This window comes from Nocardia cyriacigeorgica, assembly GCF_029868385.1.
GTDB lineage: Bacteria > Actinomycetota > Actinomycetes > Mycobacteriales > Mycobacteriaceae > Nocardia > Nocardia cyriacigeorgica_F.
Genome location: NZ_JARWNX010000056.1, coordinates 13,278 through 32,589 on the forward strand (window position 1 = coordinate 13,278; position 19,312 = coordinate 32,589).

The window sequence follows — 19,312 nt, forward strand, 5'->3', positions numbered from 1 at the left end:
GTTGGAACTGTCAACGAAGGGTGCGCTTGGTATCTATGCTGGTCGAGTGTCCCGATACAGCCGCACCCAGCTGGCCGAACTGAGCGGCGTCCCGGCGCGCACGATCCGCTACTACCATTCGCTCGGTCTGCTCCCCAAAGCCGAACGGGTCGGCAAGGAAGCGCTCTACCGCGACGAACATCTGGACCGCCTGCGCGACATCCTCGCCATGCAAGCCCGCGGCTTGCGCCTGGACGCGATCCGAGAAGTGTTCGCCGCCGACATCGGACCGGGCGCGGCCGACTGGCGCGCGGTCTTCGACCCCCGCCAGCACGGCCCGTCCGATCAATCCACCGTCCTCGACGACGAGGCCCTCTCCGAACTGCTCGGCGACCGCCGCCCCGAGATCCTCGACGAGCTGCTCGCCGCCCAATACCTGGAGCGCCGTGGCGAGGACTGGGCCATCCCGGACCTGCCCATGCTCAAGGGCGCCCTGATCCTCTACGACGTCGGCACCGACGTCACCCTCAGCGGTGCACTGCGCAAGGTGATCCGGGCGCGCATCGCCGAACTGGCCGACGAGATGGTGCGCACCTTCCGCGACGCCGCCGCGACCAGCTACGGCGGCGAGGGCATCGGTAGCGACCTCAGCCGATTCCGCGACCGGTTCCGCGCCGCCGCATGGGAAGTCGGCGGCGCGACCCTGGCCGACGAAATCGAACGCGCGGTCGCCGAACTCGACGAATCCGGTCGCTGAAATCCGCCCATGGGGGAGCGGTGATCACTGTTGTTGACATTGCTCTCCGAAATAGGTCAGGGTGGCACCATGACCACGCCACGAGCCCGTGCTCGCGCCCAGACCATGGAGGACATCAAACGCATCGCGCGCACCCAGCTGGCCACTGAAGGCGCCGCGGCACTGTCACTGCGTGCCGTCGCGCGTGAACTCGGTGTTGTCTCCTCGGCGGTCTACCGCTACGTCCGCAGCCGCGACGAACTGCTGACGCTGCTCGTGGTCGACGGCTACGACGCCCTCGGTGACGCCGTCGACGCCGCCGTCGCGGCAGCTCCCGCCGACTCGGCCGCCCGGCTGCGCGCCGCCGCCCACGCCGTCCGCGACTGGGCCCTGGCCGAACCCGCCTGGTACGGATTGCTTTTCGGCACGCCCGTCCCCGGATACGCGGCGCCCGCGGACCAGACCGTCACACCGGGCACTCGCGTCATCGCGACGCTGCTGCGTCTCATCGCATCCGCCCACCGCGACGGCGCGCTCACCGAGCCCGCATCCACGCCGATCTCACCCGCCACGATCACCGACTTCACCCGCATCCGCGACGAATTCGACATCGAACTACCGGATGGGCTGCTGGCGCGCGCCCTCGTTCTGTGGAGCGCACTGTTCGGCGCGGTGAGCTTCGACGTATTCGACATGTACGGGTCCGGCACCTTCACAGACCGTGGTGAGGTGTTCGATCTGCAATTGACCGGCTGGCTGGAACTGCTCGGCCTCCATCGAGACGCCTCAGGGATGTAGGCCACCGCACAGGATGAGCGCGGTGCGGGTGAACAGCGGTGCCAGCTCGGGCAAGTGCGTGGCGCCGCGCTCGGACAAGCAGGCCACGATGCGATCGGAGATGCCGCCGAGCAGCATATCGATCAATTCGGGCTCCGGCTCCGCGGGAATCTCACCACGCTCGAACCCGATCCGCCCGACGGCCATGATGTGCTCGGCGAACAGGCGGTGCACCCGCGCCCGATGCTGCATCAGCGTGGGACCGGCGGCCAGGATCTCGATATAGAGCGCGCGGGTGGCGGCCGGTTGCGCGGCCAGGATCTCGAGAAAGACCCGGAACGAGCTGTGTACTCGATCGGCGAACGCCGTGTCCTGGCTCGAGGCGATGGTCTCGGTGAGCTTGCGCAGGCAATCGGCCACGGCATTGTCGTACGCGGCGGCGAAGCATTCCTCCTTACCGCCGAACAGCGCGTAGAAGGTGCGCCGCGCGACCCTGGCCCGGCCGACGATCTCGGTGACCGTCGTCTGTGCATAACCCAGCTCGCCCACCGCCTCCAGGGCGGCCGCGCACAACCGCAGGTATTGGGAGTTCTCGACCTCCTCGCGGGTGAGGCGGTGCGGGCCATGGGGCAGCCGATCGGGCGCTCCTTCAGTCAGCACGGTCATCTGTCCAGGATATGAGGCGATGCGGTACCGGCCGCCGCCGCTGTCGTCGATCCTGGTGAGACTCAGGCCATAGTTGCCATGAAATGTGATCCATCCTATGGTTACCCGAGAGTCAGGAACGAGGGAGTTCCGCTCTGTCGGGATGAGGGGAAGCATGACAAGACATCGACGTCTCGTCCGGAGTGCCGTGGTAGCCCTGGTGAGCATCGTCGCGGTCGCCACCGCGCTGGTGGCGGCCCAGACCGGACAGGCACAACCGGACGGCGGCGCGCTCGGCGCCCAATGGACCGCCACCCACGACGGCCCGCGCGCCTATCCGAATGTGCACATCGACTGGGATGTGCCGATCACCATGAGCGACGGCACCGTCCTCAAAGGCAACGTCTACCGTCCGGCCGACGCCGCGGGCAGGCCCATCGAGGACAAGACGCCGACCATCGTCAACCTCACCCCCTACACCAAACTCGTCGGCAATGTGCTGGACTCCGCGCTGACCTTCCCGGTGCTGGCCGACGCGCTCACCCAGATCTTCACCACCTTCGATCTGTCCGCCTTCGGTCTCGGCGGGCTCACCGAGATCACCAAAGCCCTGCCCGCGGGCACCCTGCGTTCCTTCGGTGTGGACCGCAAACTCGTGCAGAGCGGCTACACCCAGGTCGTCGTCGACGTCCGCGGCACCGGATTCTCCCAGGGCACCTGGCAGGTCTTCGGCGAGCGCGAGCAGCTCGACGGCGTCGAGGTGGTCGACTGGGCCGCCGCCCAGCCCTGGTCCACCGGCAAGGTCGGGATGAACGGCATCTCCTACTCCGCCATCAACCAACTCCAGACCGCCGAACGCAAACCCGAAGCGCTCGGGGCGATCTTCCCGATCGTGCCCGGCAGCGATCTGCTGCGCGATATCGCCGCCACCGGTGCGGGTGTCGGATTCGGCTTCCTGCCCGCCTGGCTGCTGGCCGTCAACACCTCCAAGCTCATCCCGGATGTCGAATCGATGTTCGCCGGAACGTTCGACTGGAAGTGGTTGGCCGACCGCGTGCAGGACCCGATGACGTTCTTCAACTACTTCCTGGCCGCGCTCACCGTGCCCAGCGTCGACGCCATCCCGCCACACCTGATGGAACTCATCCAGGACGACAGCGCCATCCGCACATCCTGGCTCGGACAGCCCGACAAGGTCGACATCCCGACCTTCGTCTACGGCGGCTGGCACGACATCTTCACCTACTCCTCGCCGCGGGTCTACAACGCCGTCGACGTACCCGACGCGCAGAAGAAGCTCATCATGGGCGATATCTACCACCTGACCACCGGTAGCGGAAACGGCCTTCCCGGCGCACCGCCGCGGCTGGACGTGCTGCAACGTGCCTGGTTCGACAAGTGGCTCAAGGGCATCGACAACGGCATCGACACCTACGACAACGTCACTCTCTGGCAGCAGGGCGGCGGCTGGACCAGTACATCCGCTTTCCCGCGCCCCGGTATGGACTATCGCCGCATGTATCTCGACGCCGCACCGTCCGGCACCGTGACCAGTGTGCACGACGGCAGCCTCAGTACGGCCCCCGGCGCACCGGCTCAACTCACCGTCGCGCCCGGCCTCGCCACGCTGTGCTCACGTGATTCGGCCACCGGCACCGCGGGTATCACCGGAATTCTGGATGCCTGCGCGAAGGATTCGAGAATCAGCGAGACCAGCGCGCTGACCTTCACCAGTGCGCCCGTGCACGGTCCGACCGAGATCTCGGGGCCGATCAGTCTGCACCTCAATGCCGTCCACGACGCCACCGACGGATACTGGTCGGTCACCGTCAACGATGTCGCACCCGACGGTCGCTCCACCGTCCTGACCAGTGGTCAGCTCACTGCCTCGCTGCGTGAGGTCGACGAGGACAAGGCCACCCGTTCCGCCAACGGCGACTACACCGACCCGTATCCGGTGCTCACCCTCGACACCAGGCAACCACTGGTTCCCGGACAGCCCACCGTGATCGATATCGGCGTGGCCGCCACCGACGCCATCCTGCAACCGGGACACCGCCTGCGGGTCGACGTCTACGCCATGAACTTCCCCCGCGGCCTACCCCTGCGCCCACTGCTCAACGAGAGCGAACTCAAACCGCAACACGTCCGGCTGGATCCGAACCGGCCCAGCTGGATCAACATTCCGGTCGCGGGCACATCGGGCTGGTAATCGGGCCACCCTCACGACGAGACCGGGGGCTCTCCTACCGCACAGTGTGCTAGGAGAGCCCCCGGCTCGTCTGAGCAGTATCAACAAGAGTGGGCAGCCGATCACATGACCGATTGGCGTCGCGGGGTGGAACTCGGTGCGCTGCGGATAGCGCAGCACTCGAGAACCTTGGTCACGTACAACGCTGACGCCGCACCACCATCGCGCGTTCAGTCCGCTGCCGGTTCTAGATCCGATCCGGGTTGTTTCGGCGGCGTGGTGACCACATCGATCTGTTCGCCCACATAGCGGACGACCACCGCGACCACCGCCGCCACCGGCACCGCGAGGAACGCACCGACGATCCCGTACAGCGCGCCGCCGCCGGTCACCGCCAGCAGGACGATCACCGCGTGCAACTTCATGCTGCGACTCTGTAGTACCGGTTGCAGCACATTGCCTTCCAGCTGTTGCACCGCGATGATGATGCCGAGCACGATCAACGCCGTGGTGAGGCCATTGGCCACCAACGCGACCAGCACGGCCAGCGCACCGGCGACGAACGCACCGACCATCGGGATGAACCCGCCGAGGAAGGTGATCACCGCAAGCACCAGGGCCAGCGGAACATCCAGGATCACCAGACCGAGACCGATCAGCACAGCGTCGATCAGGCTGACCAGCGCCTGGGTGCGGATGAACCCGCCGAGCACCACCCACACCCTGGCCAGCACCTCTTCGAGATGGCGTCCGCTGGAGGACCCGACCGTACTGTGCAGCCACGGCATGAAACGCGGCCCGTCCTTGACGAAGAAGAACGACAGCACCAGCACCAGGAACAACGTGATCAATGCCGAGGTCGCCGCACTGACACCGCTGAACACGCCGGTCGCGATCTGCTCGGCACTGGACTGCAATCGGGAGACCACGGCCTCGACCGCCGAATCCAGCTGTTCGTCACGCACATTCAGCGGCGGACCCTGCAACCAGTCGCGCACCCGGTTGATGCCCTCGGTCGACTTGTCCGCCAGATCCGGCGCCTGATCGACCACCGACGGCACGATCAGCGCGATGACCCCGGACAGCACCGCGAGGAATCCGATCACCGTGATCGACGCCGCGGCCGCCGGCCGCAGCCGGTGCTGGATCAACCAGCGGGTCGGCGGCCACAACACGGTGGCGACCACGATCGCCAGCAACACCGGCAGCAACACCACCCACAGCTTGGCGGCGACGTATCCGATCACCCAGAGGCCCGCCGCGATCGCGACGATGCACAACGACCATTTCGCCAGCCACAGCACGCCGACACCGATGACATCGCCGCGCTCCGGGGTCGGAACGCGGTCGGTCGGCTCGGTCTCGGCTTCGGTCTTACCCTCGTTCGGCCCGTTCACGCCGCCAGTCTTACACGGATTCCGCGGCGGGTCCGGCCACGACGGCCGAGACACCCGCCGCGATCACCGTCGCTGTCGACAAGATACGACCAGCGCCGGCTTCGGGGTCGAGGAACATCCGGGAGGAAGGTCACGCTGAGCCGACAGAGTGAATCCTATGCGCGACCCGGACGCGGTCGATCGCATCGAGGCACTCGGTTCAGGTGCAGCAGTTGGGGTCCAGGACCGTGCACAGGGCCGAGAGCGCGTCACGGCGGGCGCGGTGGAAGGTGTTCATCCCGCGGCGCTGTGACTCGACCAGACCGGCCTTGCGCAGCTGACCGAGGTGATGGGACACCGTGGACTCGCTGAGGCCGACCGCGGCGGCGAGTTCACCGCCGTTCTGTTCGCCGAGTGGGCTGGCCAGCAGCAGCGACATCAGTTTGACCCGGACCGGGTCGGCGATCGCCTTGAGCCGCAGGGCAACCTCGAGGGCGGCGGCGTCGTCGACCGGGCCCGCGGCGACCGGGGCGCAGCAAACGGGGGCGGACATGTCGATCACGGGCAACGCCTTGGGCATGAGACAACACTACGTGCGGCATTGACATATGTCGAAGAGGTGAGCAGACTCGGCGGCAGCAAGCATCTTCGATATATGTCTCACAAGTGGAGGTTCTCTCATGTCTCGCGTCCAGCTCGCCCTCAACGTCGACGACCTCGACACCGCCGTCACCTTCTACTCGACCCTGTTCAACACCGAACCGGCCAAGCGCAAGCCCGGCTACGCCAACTTCGCGATCGCCGAGCCCCCGCTCAAGCTCGTGCTGATCGAGAAACTCGGCGAGGGCGGCTCGATCAACCACCTCGGTGTCGAGGTCGAGTCCTCGGAGCAGGTTCACGGCGAGATCGCCCGCCTCTCCGACGCCGGGCTGTTCACCGAGGAGCAGATCGCGACCACGTGTTGCTTCGCCACCCAGGACAAGGTGTGGGTCACCGGGCCCGGCGGCGAGCGCTGGGAGGTCTACACCGTGCTCGCCGACAGCGACACTTTCGGCACGGCCCCGGACCTGGGTCTGACCGACGCCGAGGCGACCAGCGGGTGCTGCGGCACCGCCACCGAAGCCGAGGCTGCGGGCGTGTGCTGCGGCAGCGCGGCCAAGGAGAAGGCCGTCGCGTCCGGGGCTGGCTGCTGCGCCTGACCCGCCCGGGGTGGGTGCGAGCGAGTGCACCGGGTGCTCGCTTGCCTTCTGGATTAGATATCGATCAATATCGACGTATGTCGAATCGAGAGTTGCCGTTGCGTGTGGCCGCACCGGGGTGTGTGGTCACACCACGGCTCCGCCCGCCCATGACCGGCGAGACCGCGGTCGAGCTGGCGGCGGTGTTCAAGGCCCTGGCCGACCCGGTCCGGCTGCGGCTGCTCTCGGCCATCGCCGCTCGCGCCGGCGGCGAAGCCTGCGTGTGCGACCTGTCCGCCGGGATCGATGTCACCCAGCCGACGATCTCGCACCACCTCAAGGTGCTGCGCGAGGCCGGGCTGCTGACCAGCGAACGCCGCGCATCCTGGGTCTACTACCGCGTCGTCCCGCACGCCCTGACCCGGCTGGCCGAGGTCCTCGCCACCGAGGCAGGGACGGTGGTGAGCGCGTGAGCACCACCACCGACAGCCCCGCCGTCGTCGGCAATCTCTCCACACTCGACCGGTTCCTGCCCGTCTGGATCGGCGTCGCCATGGCCGCCGGGCTTCTGCTCGGCCGGATGATCCCCGGCCTGGGCGATGCCCTGTCGGCGGTGGAGGTCGACGGGATCAGCCTGCCGATCGCGATCGGGCTACTGATCATGATGTACCCGGTGCTGGCCAAGGTCCGCTACGACCGCCTCGACTCCGTCACCGGCGACCGCAAACTCCTGCTCAGCTCCCTGCTCCTGAACTGGGTTCTCGGCCCGGCGTTGATGTTCGCGCTGGCGTGGCTGTTGCTGGCGGATCTGCCCGAGTACCGGACCGGGCTGATCATCGTCGGCCTGGCGCGCTGCATCGCGATGGTCATCATCTGGAACGACCTCGCGTGCGGTGACCGCGAAGCCGCCGCCGTGCTCGTCGCCGTGAACTCGGTGTTCCAGGTGATCATGTTCGCCGCCCTTGGGTGGTTCTACCTCTCGGTCCTGCCCGGATGGCTCGGCCTGGAGCAAACCAGCATCGCCGCCTCGCCGTGGCAGATCGCGAAATCGGTGCTGATCTTCCTCGGCGTCCCTCTGCTCGCCGGGTTCCTCACCCGCCGTTTCGGCGAACGCGCCAAGGGGCGCGACTGGTACGAATCCGGCTTCCTGCCCAGGATCGGACCGTGGGCGCTCTACGGGCTGCTGTTCACCATCGTGATCCTGTGCGCCCTGCAAGGCGAGCAGCTCACCTCCCGGCCGGTCGATGTCGTGCGGATCGCGATCCCGCTGCTGGCCTATTTCGCGATCATGTGGGGCGGCGGCTACGCCCTCGGCGCCGCCCTTGGCCTGGGCTATGAGCGCACCACCACGCTGGCGTTCACCGCTGCGGGCAACAACTTCGAACTCGCCATCGCCGTCGCGATCGCCACCTACGGCGCGACCTCCGGTCAGGCGTTGGCCGGGGTCGTCGGCCCCCTGATCGAGGTTCCCGTGCTGGTCGCCCTTGTGTATGTGTCGCTCGCCCTGCGCAAGCGATTTCCCGAGGCCACCGGGATGACCTCGGGCCTGGAAGGGGCACCGCGGTGAACGCCATCCGAGGGTGTGCGGATCGTCAACTGGGACACCGACGAACCCTCCGAACGGGCATCGAACGCTCGGAACCTGCGCAGTCCCTCAGCGCGGAACCGTGACGGGGTCGACACAGCTGGCCACGGCATCCACGAACGAACAACTGGCGGGGCGGCGGGTGGGTCGGTAACCGGGGGGGACCCCGCCCGCACGAGTGATCTCGGTGTAGGCGGGGACGGCGTCGGTGGGGCGGCGTGTCAGGGTGGGGTCGGTGAGCACATCGACGGTGTAGAGCCCGAACCTCGGGGTGTAGGAACCCCATTCGTAGTTGTCGGTGAGGCTCCAGTAGTTGTATCCGATCAGATTCATACCGTCGGCCTTCGCGCGTTGCAGCCAATACACGGTGTCGCGCAGTAGATCGGCGCGGGTGTAACCATCTGCCCGCGGGTGCCCGTTCTCGGTGGGCATGCCGTTCTCCACGATGTAGAGCGGGCGGCCGGGGAACTGGCGCGCGTAATGCTGCAATGCGTAGTAGATGCCTTCGGCCTGCAACGGCATCGTCCACAACTGCTCGATATTCGGTAGACCACCCAGCAGGGACTCGGGGGAGAAGCCGTAGTAGTAATCGATGCCGATGTAGTCGAGTTTTGCGCCGATGCGGTCGATGAGCGGCTTGTTGACCACGTCCTCGGCGGTCGGGATGTAGGCGACATTGCTCGAGACCATGGCCCGCGGATGGGCGCGGTGAATGTGGTCGTAGATCGCATTGTGCGCCTGCGCGATACGGTCCTGCATCACCGGTACGTCACCGATGCCGATACCGCCGTGCCGGAGTTCGTTCAGTACATACATCGCGGGCTCGTTGAAGGTGATCCACAGCGGATCATGCACGACGTAGCGGTCGACGACCCTGCGGGCATTGGCCAGCCAATCGGTCACCATCGCGGGATTGCGCCAGCCGCCACGCTCGACCTCCCAGCCCGGATACACCCAGTGGTCCAGGGTGAGCATCGGCCGCATCCCGGCGGCCGTGATGGCCGCGATGACATTGTCGTAGAACTGGAATCCCGCCGGATCCCATTCCTCCGGCCGCGGTTGCAGCCGCGCCCATTCGATGCCGATCCGGTACACCCGCACTCCGAGCTGCGCGGCAAGCCCGATATCGGAACGGAAGCGGTTGTAGAAGTCGATCGAGTTCAGGTACGGGTCGTCGGTCTTACCGGCGGCTATATATCGCATCCAGTTGCTGTCGGGTGCGTTGCCTTCGGACTGGAATCCGGATGCCGCCACGCCCCAGAGGAAATCGTCACCGAACGGTGCCACCGTCTCCGGTGCCGGTGGTCTGGCTCCGGCGGGTACGCCGAGCAGCGCGGTAGCGGTCAGCCCGGCCACACCGGCGAGAATGTGGCGGCGGTTCGGTTGTCGCATCGAACTCCAGCTCCTCACGATGACGGGTGCTCATGGATCCGCCCCGCACATCGCATGTCGAGTCGGGGCGGCACCACGCGGCCAGCCTAATGACCGATAGGTTGCGCGCGGTGGGGAAGTGACGAGTCCGTTGCCGAACTTTCTCGCTGGGGTAGGGGAGTCGGGGCCGCAACGGGGCCTCTTTGAGTTGTGGGGGAGTTCGGCTCGGGCAATGGGTGAGACAACAGCACATCGGGGTGGCTCGTGAGGACCCAGGTCTGCATCAGTTCCCTCTAGAAAAACGTGCCGATACGTAGATATGCGCATCTACGCATGTTAGCCCCTAGATCCCCGACCTCGCCATCGACGTGCCAACAAACCAGCACAGAAGGGGAGGGGGAATCGCGAGCGCGGCTACGACGTTCGCGGTCGACCTGGTCGCCTCGACTCATTCGGCCTGGTCGATGGTTTGTCGTGCGACGTCGCTCGTGGTGCGGCCGGGTGCTTGGTGGCGGCGGGGCGCTGGCGAGATCGCGCTGTGTAGGCGACCGCATCGAACCTCGTGATAGTGATCTAGGTCACATCATGTCAGCTGCGGTGTTTCAGCGGTGTCTTGTGCACGAGTCCCACAGAGCGGAGGAGACATCATGAGCAAGAAGATCGAAGTGGTTGTGGTCGGCGGCGGATACGCCGGTGTGATGGCGGCGAATCGGATGACCCAGTGTGGCGATGTCGCGGTGACGGTGGTGAATCCGCGTTCGGTGTTCGTGCCGCGGCTGCGGCTGCATCAGTTGGTGGGCGGTACGCACGAGGCGGTCGTCGCCTACAGCGATGTGCTGGCCGAGGGTGTGCGGTTGGTGACCGACAGCGTGACCCGGATCGATGTGGCCGGGCGCCGGGTGCTGCTGTCTGCGGACGGCGCTCTCGACTATGACTATCTGATCTACGCGGTGGGCAGTGTGAGCGGTGATGTCGAGGTGCCGGGGGCGGCCGAGTTCGCGTATCCGCTCGCGACTTTCGAAGCCGCGCTGCGGTTGCGGTCGGTACTGCTCGATACGCCGCGCTCGGCACGGGTGGTAGTGGTCGGCGGTGGTCCGACGGGCATCGAAGCCGCTGCCGAGCTGGCCGGGCAGGGGCGTTCGGTGACGCTGGTCGCTGGTGGTGTCGTCGGTCCTTATCTGCATCACCGCGCTCGGCGCACGGCTCGCAAGTATCTGGCCGGGTTGGGTGTGCAGGTGCTGGAAGGTGCGGATGCGTCGGTTGCCGCGGTGCGTGCGGATGCGGTGGAACTCGCTGACGGCCGCACCTTGGCCAGTGCGGTCACCGTTTGGGCCGCGGGTTTCGGTGTGCCGGGGCTGGCGGCCGTGAGTGGTCTGTCCACCGATGCCGCCGGGCGGCTGCGTACCGATGAAACGTTGACCAGCATCGATGACGATCGCATCGTCGCCGCGGGTGATTGCTCGGCTCCGTCGGATCTACCGTTCCGGATGAGTGCCTATGGCGCGGGCTGCCTTGGTGCGCATGCCGCCGACACCCTGCTGCACCGGATCGCCGGTACCGCGCCGGAGCCGATCGATCTGGCGTTCCCCGCGATGTGCATCAGCTTCGGCCGCGATGCCGGGATCTTCCAGCTCGGTCGTAAGGACGACACCGCGATGCCGCTCTACTTCAGCGGTGTCGTTGGCAAGAAGCTCAAGGAGTTCTCCTGCGCTGCCAGTGTGAAGCATCTGGTCGATGAGGCGCGTAGGCCGGGCTCGCATCATTGGCCGAAGGATGGCAAGCATCGGCCGACGCTGCTGCGGGACCAGCGTGAGAACGCGGCGGAATCGGTGGGATAGCGCCGGTTGTTGCTGCTGAAGAGGTCGGCGCGATGGAGAGTGAGGACACCATGGTCACCAGCGGCGAATCTCGTGAATGGAGCGGTGAAGGCACGGGCGGCGAGGACGACACTCTCGCGGCGACGGAGGCATTTGTCGCGCACCGGAATCTGCTGTTCACCGTGGCCTACGAGATGCTCGGTTCGGCGGCCGATGCCGAGGATGTGTTGCAGGAGACCTGGTTGCGCTGGGTGCAGGTCGATCAGTCGCAGGTGAGTGAGCAGCGTGCCTATCTTGTGCGGATCACGACCCGTCAGGCGTTGAACCGGTTGCGGTCGATGAAGCGCCGCCGGGAGGCGTATGTGGGTTCATGGTTGCCGGAGCCGTTGCTCACCGCCCCGGATGCGGCCGCCGATGTCGAACTGTCCGAGAGCGTTTCGATGGCGCTGATGCTGGTGCTGGAAACGTTGAGCCCCACCGAGCGTGCGGTGTTCGTGCTGCGGGAGGCGTTCGGCTTCGGGTATGACGAGATCGCGGCCGCAGTGGACAAATCGCCCGCGGCGGTGCATCAGATCGCGCATCGTGCGCGCCGTCATGTGGAGGCCCGCCGTCCACGCCGCACGGTCACCGCGCGGCAGACCCGGGCGGCGCTGGATGCGTTTCAGCGGGCACTCGAAACCCGTGATCTCCAGGGCCTGCTCGATGTGCTCGCCCCCGATGTCGTGGCGATCAGCGACGGCGGCGGCATCAAGAAGGCTTCGCCGCGTCCGGTGGTCGGCGCCGACAAGGTGGCGCGGTTCATGGTCGGTGGTCTCACCAGGCACGATGTGCAGCTGACCGTCGAGCCGACGGTGGTCAACGCAGGTCCGGCGCTATCGCTGTACATGGACGGTGAACTCGACGGTGTGATCGTGCCGCATGTGGAGGACACTCGCATCACGGGCCTCTACTACGTGCGAAACCCGCAGAAGCTCACCCATATCTCTTCCATGAACCCGCTCACGCTGCGGTGAATCACTCGAACTCGCTGTCTTACTCGGATCGGAATCGGGCGCCAGCATTGTTGCGCGGATCGGAATCGGCTGCGAGGCTGCCGAGTGCTCTGCGAAGCCACAGGTAGCCGACTATCACGGCGGCGAGAACGACGACGTGGAACACGACGTCGTCGGTCCGTCCACCGTTGGCGACGAGGAAGAGACCGAACAGCCACAAGGCCAGCACGGCGCCGAGACAGCTGTTGAGTTGATGCCGTCGACTCCAGTCCGGTCGCACCACCCACCGGCGCAGCATCGCGGCGAGGGCGGCGGCAAATACCAGTGCGGCGAGTGTCCACACCATGAACGGTGCCGGGGTGCCGATGAAGGCGACCAGATACAGCATCAGCCACGCCAGTCCCGCACCGAATCCGACCCAGCCGACGGTCGCGGGCCCGGGGCACCGTTTCGTCGACGTGGTGGCCCATGGTCGCCGGCACCTGCCGGCCGACAACACCAGGATGATCACCGCTACGACACCGCCGATGATCTGCGCGGCGGACAGGCGGAAGTCGGATCGAACGAGCGAGATGAACACGAACACGGCGAACCCGGCGGCGAAAACGCCGGCGAAGACGGTCAGCGTCGAACGCGACAGCCAGGCGGTGTGTCGCTGGGCGGGAAAGATCAGGTGCGTCAACACGATCGGTATGACGATGCTCCACACCGCGTGGTATCCGGTGACCACGACCGCCCACAGCCAGTTCACCTCGAAGGCCCGCCCGTAGACGGTTTCGCCGTCCATGCCTTGCGGATTGAAGATCGTCTGTAGCCCGAGCCCTTCCTCGAGTACGGCGAAGGCGACGGCGAGCAACAACAGTCCCCACCCGTTGAGGCCCCGGCGTTGCACTACCTCCCGCACCAGCAGCACGCCCGCGCCGTAGAAGCAGACGATCGCAACGGCCCGCAGCGGCTGGGCGAGATAACTGAATCGAAATGCCGCCCCCACGATTTCGCCGATCAGCGGTGAGAGCACCAACAATACCAAGACCGGCAACGCCGTCCCCACTGTCGTGGATGAGGGCCGGAGGTGAACGCGCAGGCCCGCACTCGCCTCGGCGAAGCGGCCACTACCCGTCACCACGATCGTCTCCCTCTTCTTCTGCTACGGCGATGCCGTTGACGAACAGCAAGGGCCAGTCTCGTTCGAACACCGCCCGGTCGGTGCCGCCCCGATCGCGGATTTCCCGTGGCAGGTCCGTCATCGCATTCATCAGCACCGAGGCGACGAGCCGGGCGTCCACTGGTCGGAACTGACCACAGCGTTGTGCTTCGGCGATGAACGAGCGCAGTTCCCCCAAGCCCTTGATCCGCTCGGCGTCCTCGGTCTGCCCACCTGCCTGGTCGTGGCGCGTGAACTGGGTCAGCACGAGCATCGCCGGTAGGTTGTCGAGGCAGTACGTGGCGAATCGCCGCAGCATTCCTTCCAGCGCTGAGACGTAGCTGTCGTCCTCGTCGACGGGCTGCATCGCCTCGTCGACTCGCTGCTGGATCGTCGTGCGCATCTGATCGATCAGTCCCTGCCGGGAACCGAAGTGGTAGTTGATCAGTGCCGGACTCACCTGCGCGCGCGCCGCTATCGCGGCGTTCGACGCCTTGGCAAGCCCCACGTCCGCGATCGTCTCGATCGCGGCGTCCACGAGCTGGCGCCGCCGCGCCAACTCGATGAAGCTCGGCCCCGCACCTGCTGATTGCATAAACAGGATTTTAATCGATGCATCAGGAATGTGGACTCGGAGGCGACTACAACCCGAGTTTGGTGACGGCGTTGTCGTCCAAGGGGTTTGCGGTGCGGATGTATCGGTGCACGGTGCGAGGGTTGGACCAGCGGCCTTGGCGCATGATCTCGCGGTCGGCGGCGCCGCCGAGGGCGGCTTGGGTGGCGAAGCCGGCGCGTAGGGAGTGGCCGGAGAACAGGGCTGGGTCGAGACCGGCGCGGGCGGCGTAGCGTTTGACGAGTTCGGCGACGCCGCGGCCGGAGATGGGGTCGGCGCCGATGCCGCCGTGCCGGGTGACGGTGGGGAAGAGGGGTTGGTCGGCGCCGAGGGTGATCGGGATGCCGGTGAAGCCGTGGCAGCGGTGGATGTGCGGGGTGGGTGTCGGTGTGGCGGTGAGCTGTTCGCGTAGGCGGTGCGGCTCGGTGGTGTGCAGGGCGAGCAGTGCGATCCAGTCGGCGAACGCGCAGACCGGGCAGGTGTGCGGGCGGCTGCCGCGCGGCAGTACGACGCGTTGTTCGGTGATGCCGGTGGGATCGGTTTTGGTGGTGGGCAGTTGGATCAGCAGAACCGGCTCGCCGGTGGTGTGGTCCTGGTCGACGTGCACGTCTCGCACGCGCAGTCCGGCGAGTTCGCTGCGGCGCAAGGCTCCGGCGAATCCGATGAGCAGCGCCAGGGTGTCGCGGCGTCGTGCGGGTTCGGTGGGCCAGCCCGGTTCGGGTAGTTCGGCGAGGAGCTGTTCGAGGGTGTGCAGTAGGACGGGCCGTTTACGGGTGGGTCGGGTGCGGCGGACGCGGCGGATGCCGCGCAGGGTGAGTCGGACGACGTCGCTGCGGGTGGGGGAGGGTAGGCCGTTGGCGGCGTGTACGGCGGCGATGGCGGCGGCTTTGCGTTCGAGGGTGGCGGGGCGATACGCGTAGTCGCCGTTATCGCGTCGCGCGTCGGCGGCCGCGGCGAGGTAGACGGCCACGTCGAGGGCGTCCGCCGGTAGCGCCTGTCGGGTTTCGGCACCGCACCACGCGGTCCAGGCGATCCAGTCGCTGCGGTAGGCGCGCACGGTGTTGGCCGATTGTGAGGCTTCGAGATAGCGGCCGAGGGCTGCGGCTTGATCGTCGGCGAATCGTTCGCGGACGCGTCGCAGGGCGGCGGTGTCCACGAGGACGCTGCGCACCCCGCGTTCCAGTTCGGCGCGTACGGGGTCGGGGATGGCGAGGGCGGCAGCCTGTGCGGAGGCATGGTGCTCGGACATCAATCCCCGTTCGGTGGAGCGGATCTGGGCGCGGCGATGTGTCGAATGTATCCGGTGGGCGGTGGCGTCGGTGGGGTGTCAGGCGGTGACGCTCGGGGTGAAGATGCTGCGGGCGACGAGGGTGATCTGGGCGACGGCGCGGTCGACGGGGCCGGTGGGTTGGAACAGGTGGCTCAGGGCGAGCCGGACGATGGCTTCCACCATGGTGTGCAGGTCGCCGTCGGTGATGTCGTGGAGGCCGTATCGGTTGCGCAGTACGGCGGTGAGGGCGGTGGTGGCGCGGCCGAGGACGGGTTCGGGTTCGGTCATCAGGACCGGGAGCAGGCTGGTGTCGGCGCTGGAGCGTCCGGCGAGGACGGCTTTGAGGAGGCTGTTGTCGGCGCCGGCGTGCAGGGTGTATTCGACGGCGGCGGCGAGGCCGTCGACAACATCGTCGGGTCGGGTGGCGATGGCCTCGGAGATGCCGGTGAGGAAGGTGTCGAGTTCGTTGGCGATGACGACGTCGGCGAGGTCTTGTTTGGTGCCGATCTCCTTGTAGAGCACCGGTCGGCTGACGCCGACTTCTTTGGCGACGCGGGACATGTTCACCGCGCCCCAACCTTCGGTGCAGACCAGGTTGCGTGCGGTGTCGATGACGCGGGCGCGTAGTACCTGGCGCATCTCGGTGTGAAAGTTCGGCGCTTCAGCCACGAGAGCCATCGTACATGATCGTCGGTAACGTTCCATCGTTGACAATTCAGAGCAAAGTGTTTCTAATGAATACACATCACCTGAAAGTGTAAACAGCGGCTGGTCCGGTCTGTGGTGCGGGCTGATCGCTCACGAAGCAAGGAGAACGACGATGACGACGTCTCGGATGGGGGAGCGGGCCGATGCGGCGACACCCCAGTGGCGTGATCGCAAGCGTTATCTGTGGCTGTTCGGCCTGATCCCGCCGACCGCGCTGGGGCTGGCGGCGGCGTTGGTGTGGGCGTTCAACCAGCTGGGCTGGCAGCAGGTGGCTCCGGTGTGGTGGTGGATCGGGCCGCTGCTGCTGTATGTGCTGCTACCGATCCTGGACCGGTTCTTCGGCCCGGACGGACAGAACCCTCCCGATGAGGTGATGGAGTACCTCGACAACGATCGCTACTACCGCTACTGCGTGTACGCCTATATTCCATTCCAGCTGGCCAGCCTGGTGTTCGCCGCCTACCTGTGGACCGCGACGGATCTGTCGTGGCTCGGTATCGAGGGCGGGCTCGGTCTGTGGTCGAAGATCGGCGTGGCATTGAGCATCGGCGTGATGGGCGGTGTCGGCATCAATACCGCGCACGAACTCGGACACAAGAAGGACGAGCTGGAGCGCTGGCTGTCGAAGATCACTCTCGCCCAGACCGGCTACGGCCACTTCTACATCGAGCACAATCGCGGCCATCATGTGCGGGTGGCGACGCCGGAGGATCCGGCCAGCTCCCGTTTCGCCGAATCGTTCTGGACGTTCCTGCCGCGCAGTGTGTGGGGGAGCCTGCGCTCGGCGTGGGAGCTGGAGCGGACCCGGTTGCGGCGGATGGACAAGGGCCCGTGGACGCTGCGCAACGATGTGCTCAACGCGTGGCTGATGACGGTGGTGCTGTGGGGTGGGCTGGTCGCGGTCTTCGGCCCGGCTGTGTTGCCGTTCCTGGTGATTCAGGCCGTGTACGGGTTCTCGTTGCTGGAGACGGTGAACTATCTGGAGCATTACGGCCTGCTGCGGCAGCGGACGGCGACGGGCCGGTACGAGCGGTGCACGCCCGAGCACAGCTGGAACTCCGATCACATCGTCACCAATATCTTCCTGTACCACTTGCAGCGCCACAGTGACCATCACGCGAACCCGACCCGCCGCTATCAGACCTTGCGCAGTATGGACGGCGCGCCGAATCTGCCCAGCGGTTACGCCAGCATGATCGGCCTCGCCTACTTCCCGCCGCTGTGGCGCAAGGTGATGGATCATCGCGTCCTTGCCCATTACGGCGGCGATATCAGCCGTGTGAACATCCAGCCCGGTCAGCGGGATCGGGTGCTGGCCCGGTACGGGGTGGCGTGATGGCCGTCTACAGCTGCCCGGTGTGCGATTACCGCTACGACGAATCGACCGGTGCGCCTCGCGAGGGTTTCCCCGCCGGTACGGCGTGGTCGGCGATCCCCGACGACTGGTGCTGCCCCGACTGCGGGGTGCGCGAGAAGCCCGATTTCGAGCCCGTTTCCACGATCACAGGAGTATGAGATGAGCACCGATTACAAGCTGTTCCGTTGTGTGCAGTGCGGTTTCGAATACGACGAGGCGTTGGGTTGGCCCGAGGACGGTATCGTCGCCGGCACCCGCTGGGACGAGATCCCCGAGGACTGGTCGTGCCCGGATTGCGGTGCGGCCAAGGCCGATTTCGAGATGGTCGAGGTGAGTCGGGCGTGAGGGGCCGCATCGTCATCGTCGGTGCGGGCGTCGCGGGGGCGAGCGCCGCGCGCACTCTGCGCACGGAGGGCTACACCGGGCAGATCGTCGTGCTCGGTGGTGAGCCGATGCTGCCGTACCGGCGGCCCGCGGTGTCGAAGGAGGTGCTCGCCGGTACCGCCGCCGAGGCGCGGTTGCTGATCGAATCCGCCGAATCGTGGCGTGCGGCCGAGGTCGAGATGCGGACCGGGAGCTGGGTGGACGGTATCGAACCCGAGCAGATGCGGGTGCGGTGCGGCGATGGCGGTGTGCTCAGCTATGACAGCCTGCTCCTGGCGACGGGGGCGCGGGCGCGCACGCTGCCCGGTCAGCATCCGTCGGCGCGGACGGTGCGGTCGATCGCGGATGCGCAGATGCTGCGGGCGCTGGTGTTCGACGGTGGGTCATTGCTGGTGGTCGGTGCCGGGCTGATCGGCTGTGAGGTCGCCGCCACCGCACGGGGTCTCGGTGCGGCGGTGACGGTGGTGCATGCGGCGTCGACGCCGTTGGAGCGTGTGGTGCCCGCGGTGCTCGGTGCGCATATGCAGCGGATCCATGCGGGCCACGGCGTCGAGATCCACAACGATGTGTCCCTGGACGGTCTCACGGACCATGACGGCGGGGTGAGGGCCACGGCGAGCGACGGACGCACCTGGAGTGCGTCGACGGTGCTGGTGGCGATCGGTTCGGTGCCGGAGACGTCGCTGGCGGAAGCGGCGGGCGTGCAGGTGGGCGACGGGATCCGGGTGGACGAGCATTACCGGACCTCGGTGCCCGGCATCTACGCCGCCGGTGACGTCGCCGACCGCTACACCCCCGAACTCGACGCGTTCGAGCGCAGCGAACATTGGAACAGCGCCCAGTCCCAGGGCGCTGCGGCGGCGCGGTCGATGCTCGGCGCGGCGCCCACGGTTGCAGAGGTGCCGTGGGGCTGGTCCACCCAGTACGGGGTGAATCTGCAATTCGCGGGCCGCATCGGCGTCGGCGACGAGCTGGTGGTGCGTGGTGCGGGAAGTGACAAGCCTGTGGTGCTGGCATTGCGGGCGGGCCGCCTCGTCGGTGCGGCCGGTATCGGATGCCCGGCCGATATCCGTACCGCGCGCGGGTTGATCGCGCGCGGTACGTACCTGGACGCCGAGGCCTGCGTGCAGGGTCCGCTGGAATCGGCGGCACGTGAGAGCGCGTATGTCCGGTCGGTGTGAGTGGATGC

General features: G+C 66.8%; 20 protein-coding genes. 12 read left to right on the forward strand and 8 right to left on the reverse strand.

All coding sequences use genetic code 11. The annotated features are described in order from the left end of the window. The first annotated feature begins 46 nt into the window (after window positions 1-46). Together QH168_RS17960 and QH168_RS17965 are read left to right on the forward strand one after the other, a co-directional pair. Window positions 47-736, forward strand: a complete 690-nt coding sequence (locus tag QH168_RS17960) for a MerR family transcriptional regulator (protein WP_280235842.1) — start codon at window positions 47-49, stop codon at window positions 734-736. 69 nt (window positions 737-805) lie between these two features. Further along, a complete protein-coding gene (locus QH168_RS17965) occupies window positions 806-1,513 on the forward strand; it encodes a TetR/AcrR family transcriptional regulator (protein WP_280235843.1) in 708 nt (235 codons plus the stop codon). Here QH168_RS17965 and QH168_RS17970 read toward each other — a convergent pair. Next, window positions 1,502-2,158 (reverse strand): TetR/AcrR family transcriptional regulator, encoded by a 657-nt coding sequence (locus QH168_RS17970; protein WP_280235844.1) that lies wholly within the window; start codon window positions 2,156-2,158, stop codon window positions 1,502-1,504. The genes QH168_RS17965 and QH168_RS17970 overlap by 12 nt on opposite strands. Window positions 2,159-2,312: 154 nt before the next feature. Here QH168_RS17970 and QH168_RS17975 point away from each other — a divergent pair, with 154 nt between their 5' ends. Beyond that, the gene (locus QH168_RS17975; protein ID WP_280235845.1) at window positions 2,313-4,349 is read left to right on the forward strand and encodes a CocE/NonD family hydrolase; all 2,037 of its coding nucleotides are present in this window, start codon (window positions 2,313-2,315) and stop codon (window positions 4,347-4,349) included. A gap of 209 nt (window positions 4,350-4,558) precedes the next feature. Here the strand turns inward: QH168_RS17975 and QH168_RS17980 are convergent, their stop codons facing one another. Both QH168_RS17980 and QH168_RS17985 read right to left on the reverse strand, forming a co-directional pair. Beyond that, window positions 4,559-5,725, reverse strand: coding sequence for an AI-2E family transporter (locus QH168_RS17980; protein WP_280235846.1), 1,167 nt, complete (start codon window positions 5,723-5,725; stop codon window positions 4,559-4,561). Window positions 5,726-5,924: 199 nt separating this feature from the next. Next, a complete protein-coding gene (locus QH168_RS17985; protein ID WP_280235848.1) occupies window positions 5,925-6,284 on the reverse strand; it encodes an Rv2640c family ArsR-like transcriptional regulator in 360 nt (119 codons plus the stop codon). 100 nt (window positions 6,285-6,384) lie between these two features. On the opposite strand from QH168_RS17985, the gene QH168_RS17990 reads away from it, so the two are divergent. From QH168_RS17990 to arsB, 3 genes are all read left to right on the forward strand, one after another. Then, window positions 6,385-6,903 (forward strand): ArsI/CadI family heavy metal resistance metalloenzyme, encoded by a 519-nt coding sequence (locus QH168_RS17990; RefSeq protein ID WP_280235849.1) that lies wholly within the window; start codon window positions 6,385-6,387, stop codon window positions 6,901-6,903. 77 nt (window positions 6,904-6,980) lie between these two features. Then, window positions 6,981-7,355, forward strand: coding sequence for an ArsR/SmtB family transcription factor (locus QH168_RS17995; protein ID WP_280235850.1), 375 nt, complete (start codon window positions 6,981-6,983; stop codon window positions 7,353-7,355). After that, complete coding sequence (gene arsB, locus QH168_RS18000; RefSeq protein WP_280235851.1) at window positions 7,352-8,449, forward strand: ACR3 family arsenite efflux transporter; 1,098 nt, start codon at window positions 7,352-7,354, stop codon at window positions 8,447-8,449. The genes QH168_RS17995 and arsB overlap by 4 nt, the downstream gene beginning before the upstream one ends. Window positions 8,450-8,536: 87 nt before the next feature. On the opposite strand, the gene QH168_RS18005 is transcribed toward arsB, so the two are convergent. Continuing rightward, a complete protein-coding gene (locus QH168_RS18005; RefSeq protein WP_280235852.1) occupies window positions 8,537-9,859 on the reverse strand; it encodes a family 1 glycosylhydrolase in 1,323 nt (440 codons plus the stop codon). A gap of 626 nt (window positions 9,860-10,485) precedes the next feature. Here QH168_RS18005 and QH168_RS18010 point away from each other — a divergent pair. Then, window positions 10,486-11,676: an NAD(P)/FAD-dependent oxidoreductase gene (locus QH168_RS18010; protein ID WP_280235853.1), complete on the forward strand. Its 1,191-nt coding sequence runs from the start codon at window positions 10,486-10,488 to the stop codon at window positions 11,674-11,676. 50 nt (window positions 11,677-11,726) lie between these two features. After that, on the forward strand, window positions 11,727-12,668 hold the full coding sequence (locus QH168_RS18015; RefSeq protein WP_280236091.1) for an RNA polymerase sigma-70 factor: 942 nt from the start codon (window positions 11,727-11,729) through the stop codon (window positions 12,666-12,668). A gap of 19 nt (window positions 12,669-12,687) precedes the next feature. Here QH168_RS18015 and QH168_RS18020 read toward each other — a convergent pair whose 3' ends face one another. From QH168_RS18020 to QH168_RS18035, 4 genes are all read right to left on the reverse strand, one after another. After that, the gene (locus QH168_RS18020; RefSeq protein ID WP_280235855.1) at window positions 12,688-13,773 is read right to left on the reverse strand and encodes a hypothetical protein; all 1,086 of its coding nucleotides are present in this window, start codon (window positions 13,771-13,773) and stop codon (window positions 12,688-12,690) included. Beyond that, a complete protein-coding gene (locus QH168_RS18025; RefSeq protein WP_280235856.1) occupies window positions 13,760-14,329 on the reverse strand; it encodes a TetR/AcrR family transcriptional regulator in 570 nt (189 codons plus the stop codon). The genes QH168_RS18020 and QH168_RS18025 overlap by 14 nt, the downstream gene beginning before the upstream one ends. Before the next feature lie 103 nt (window positions 14,330-14,432). Continuing rightward, window positions 14,433-15,653, reverse strand: a complete 1,221-nt coding sequence (locus QH168_RS18030) for a site-specific integrase (RefSeq protein WP_280235858.1) — start codon at window positions 15,651-15,653, stop codon at window positions 14,433-14,435. 78 nt (window positions 15,654-15,731) lie between these two features. Beyond that, window positions 15,732-16,343 (reverse strand): TetR family transcriptional regulator, encoded by a 612-nt coding sequence (locus tag QH168_RS18035; protein ID WP_280235859.1) that lies wholly within the window; start codon window positions 16,341-16,343, stop codon window positions 15,732-15,734. 151 nt (window positions 16,344-16,494) lie between these two features. On the opposite strand from QH168_RS18035, the gene QH168_RS18040 reads away from it, so the two are divergent. The 4 genes from QH168_RS18040 to QH168_RS18055 are packed head-to-tail and all read left to right on the forward strand — an operon-like array spanning window position 16,495 to window position 19,304. Further along, a complete protein-coding gene (locus tag QH168_RS18040; RefSeq protein WP_280235860.1) occupies window positions 16,495-17,718 on the forward strand; it encodes an alkane 1-monooxygenase in 1,224 nt (407 codons plus the stop codon). After that, complete coding sequence (locus tag QH168_RS18045; protein ID WP_280235861.1) at window positions 17,718-17,897, forward strand: rubredoxin; 180 nt, start codon at window positions 17,718-17,720, stop codon at window positions 17,895-17,897. The genes QH168_RS18040 and QH168_RS18045 overlap by 1 nt, the downstream gene beginning before the upstream one ends. Before the next feature lies 1 nt (window position 17,898). After that, window positions 17,899-18,084 (forward strand): rubredoxin, encoded by a 186-nt coding sequence (locus tag QH168_RS18050; protein WP_280235862.1) that lies wholly within the window; start codon window positions 17,899-17,901, stop codon window positions 18,082-18,084. Continuing rightward, entirely contained in the window at window positions 18,081-19,304 is a 1,224-nt protein-coding gene (locus QH168_RS18055) for an NAD(P)/FAD-dependent oxidoreductase (RefSeq protein WP_280235863.1), read from the forward strand. The genes QH168_RS18050 and QH168_RS18055 overlap by 4 nt, the downstream gene beginning before the upstream one ends. Window positions 19,305-19,312 lie beyond the last annotated feature (8 nt).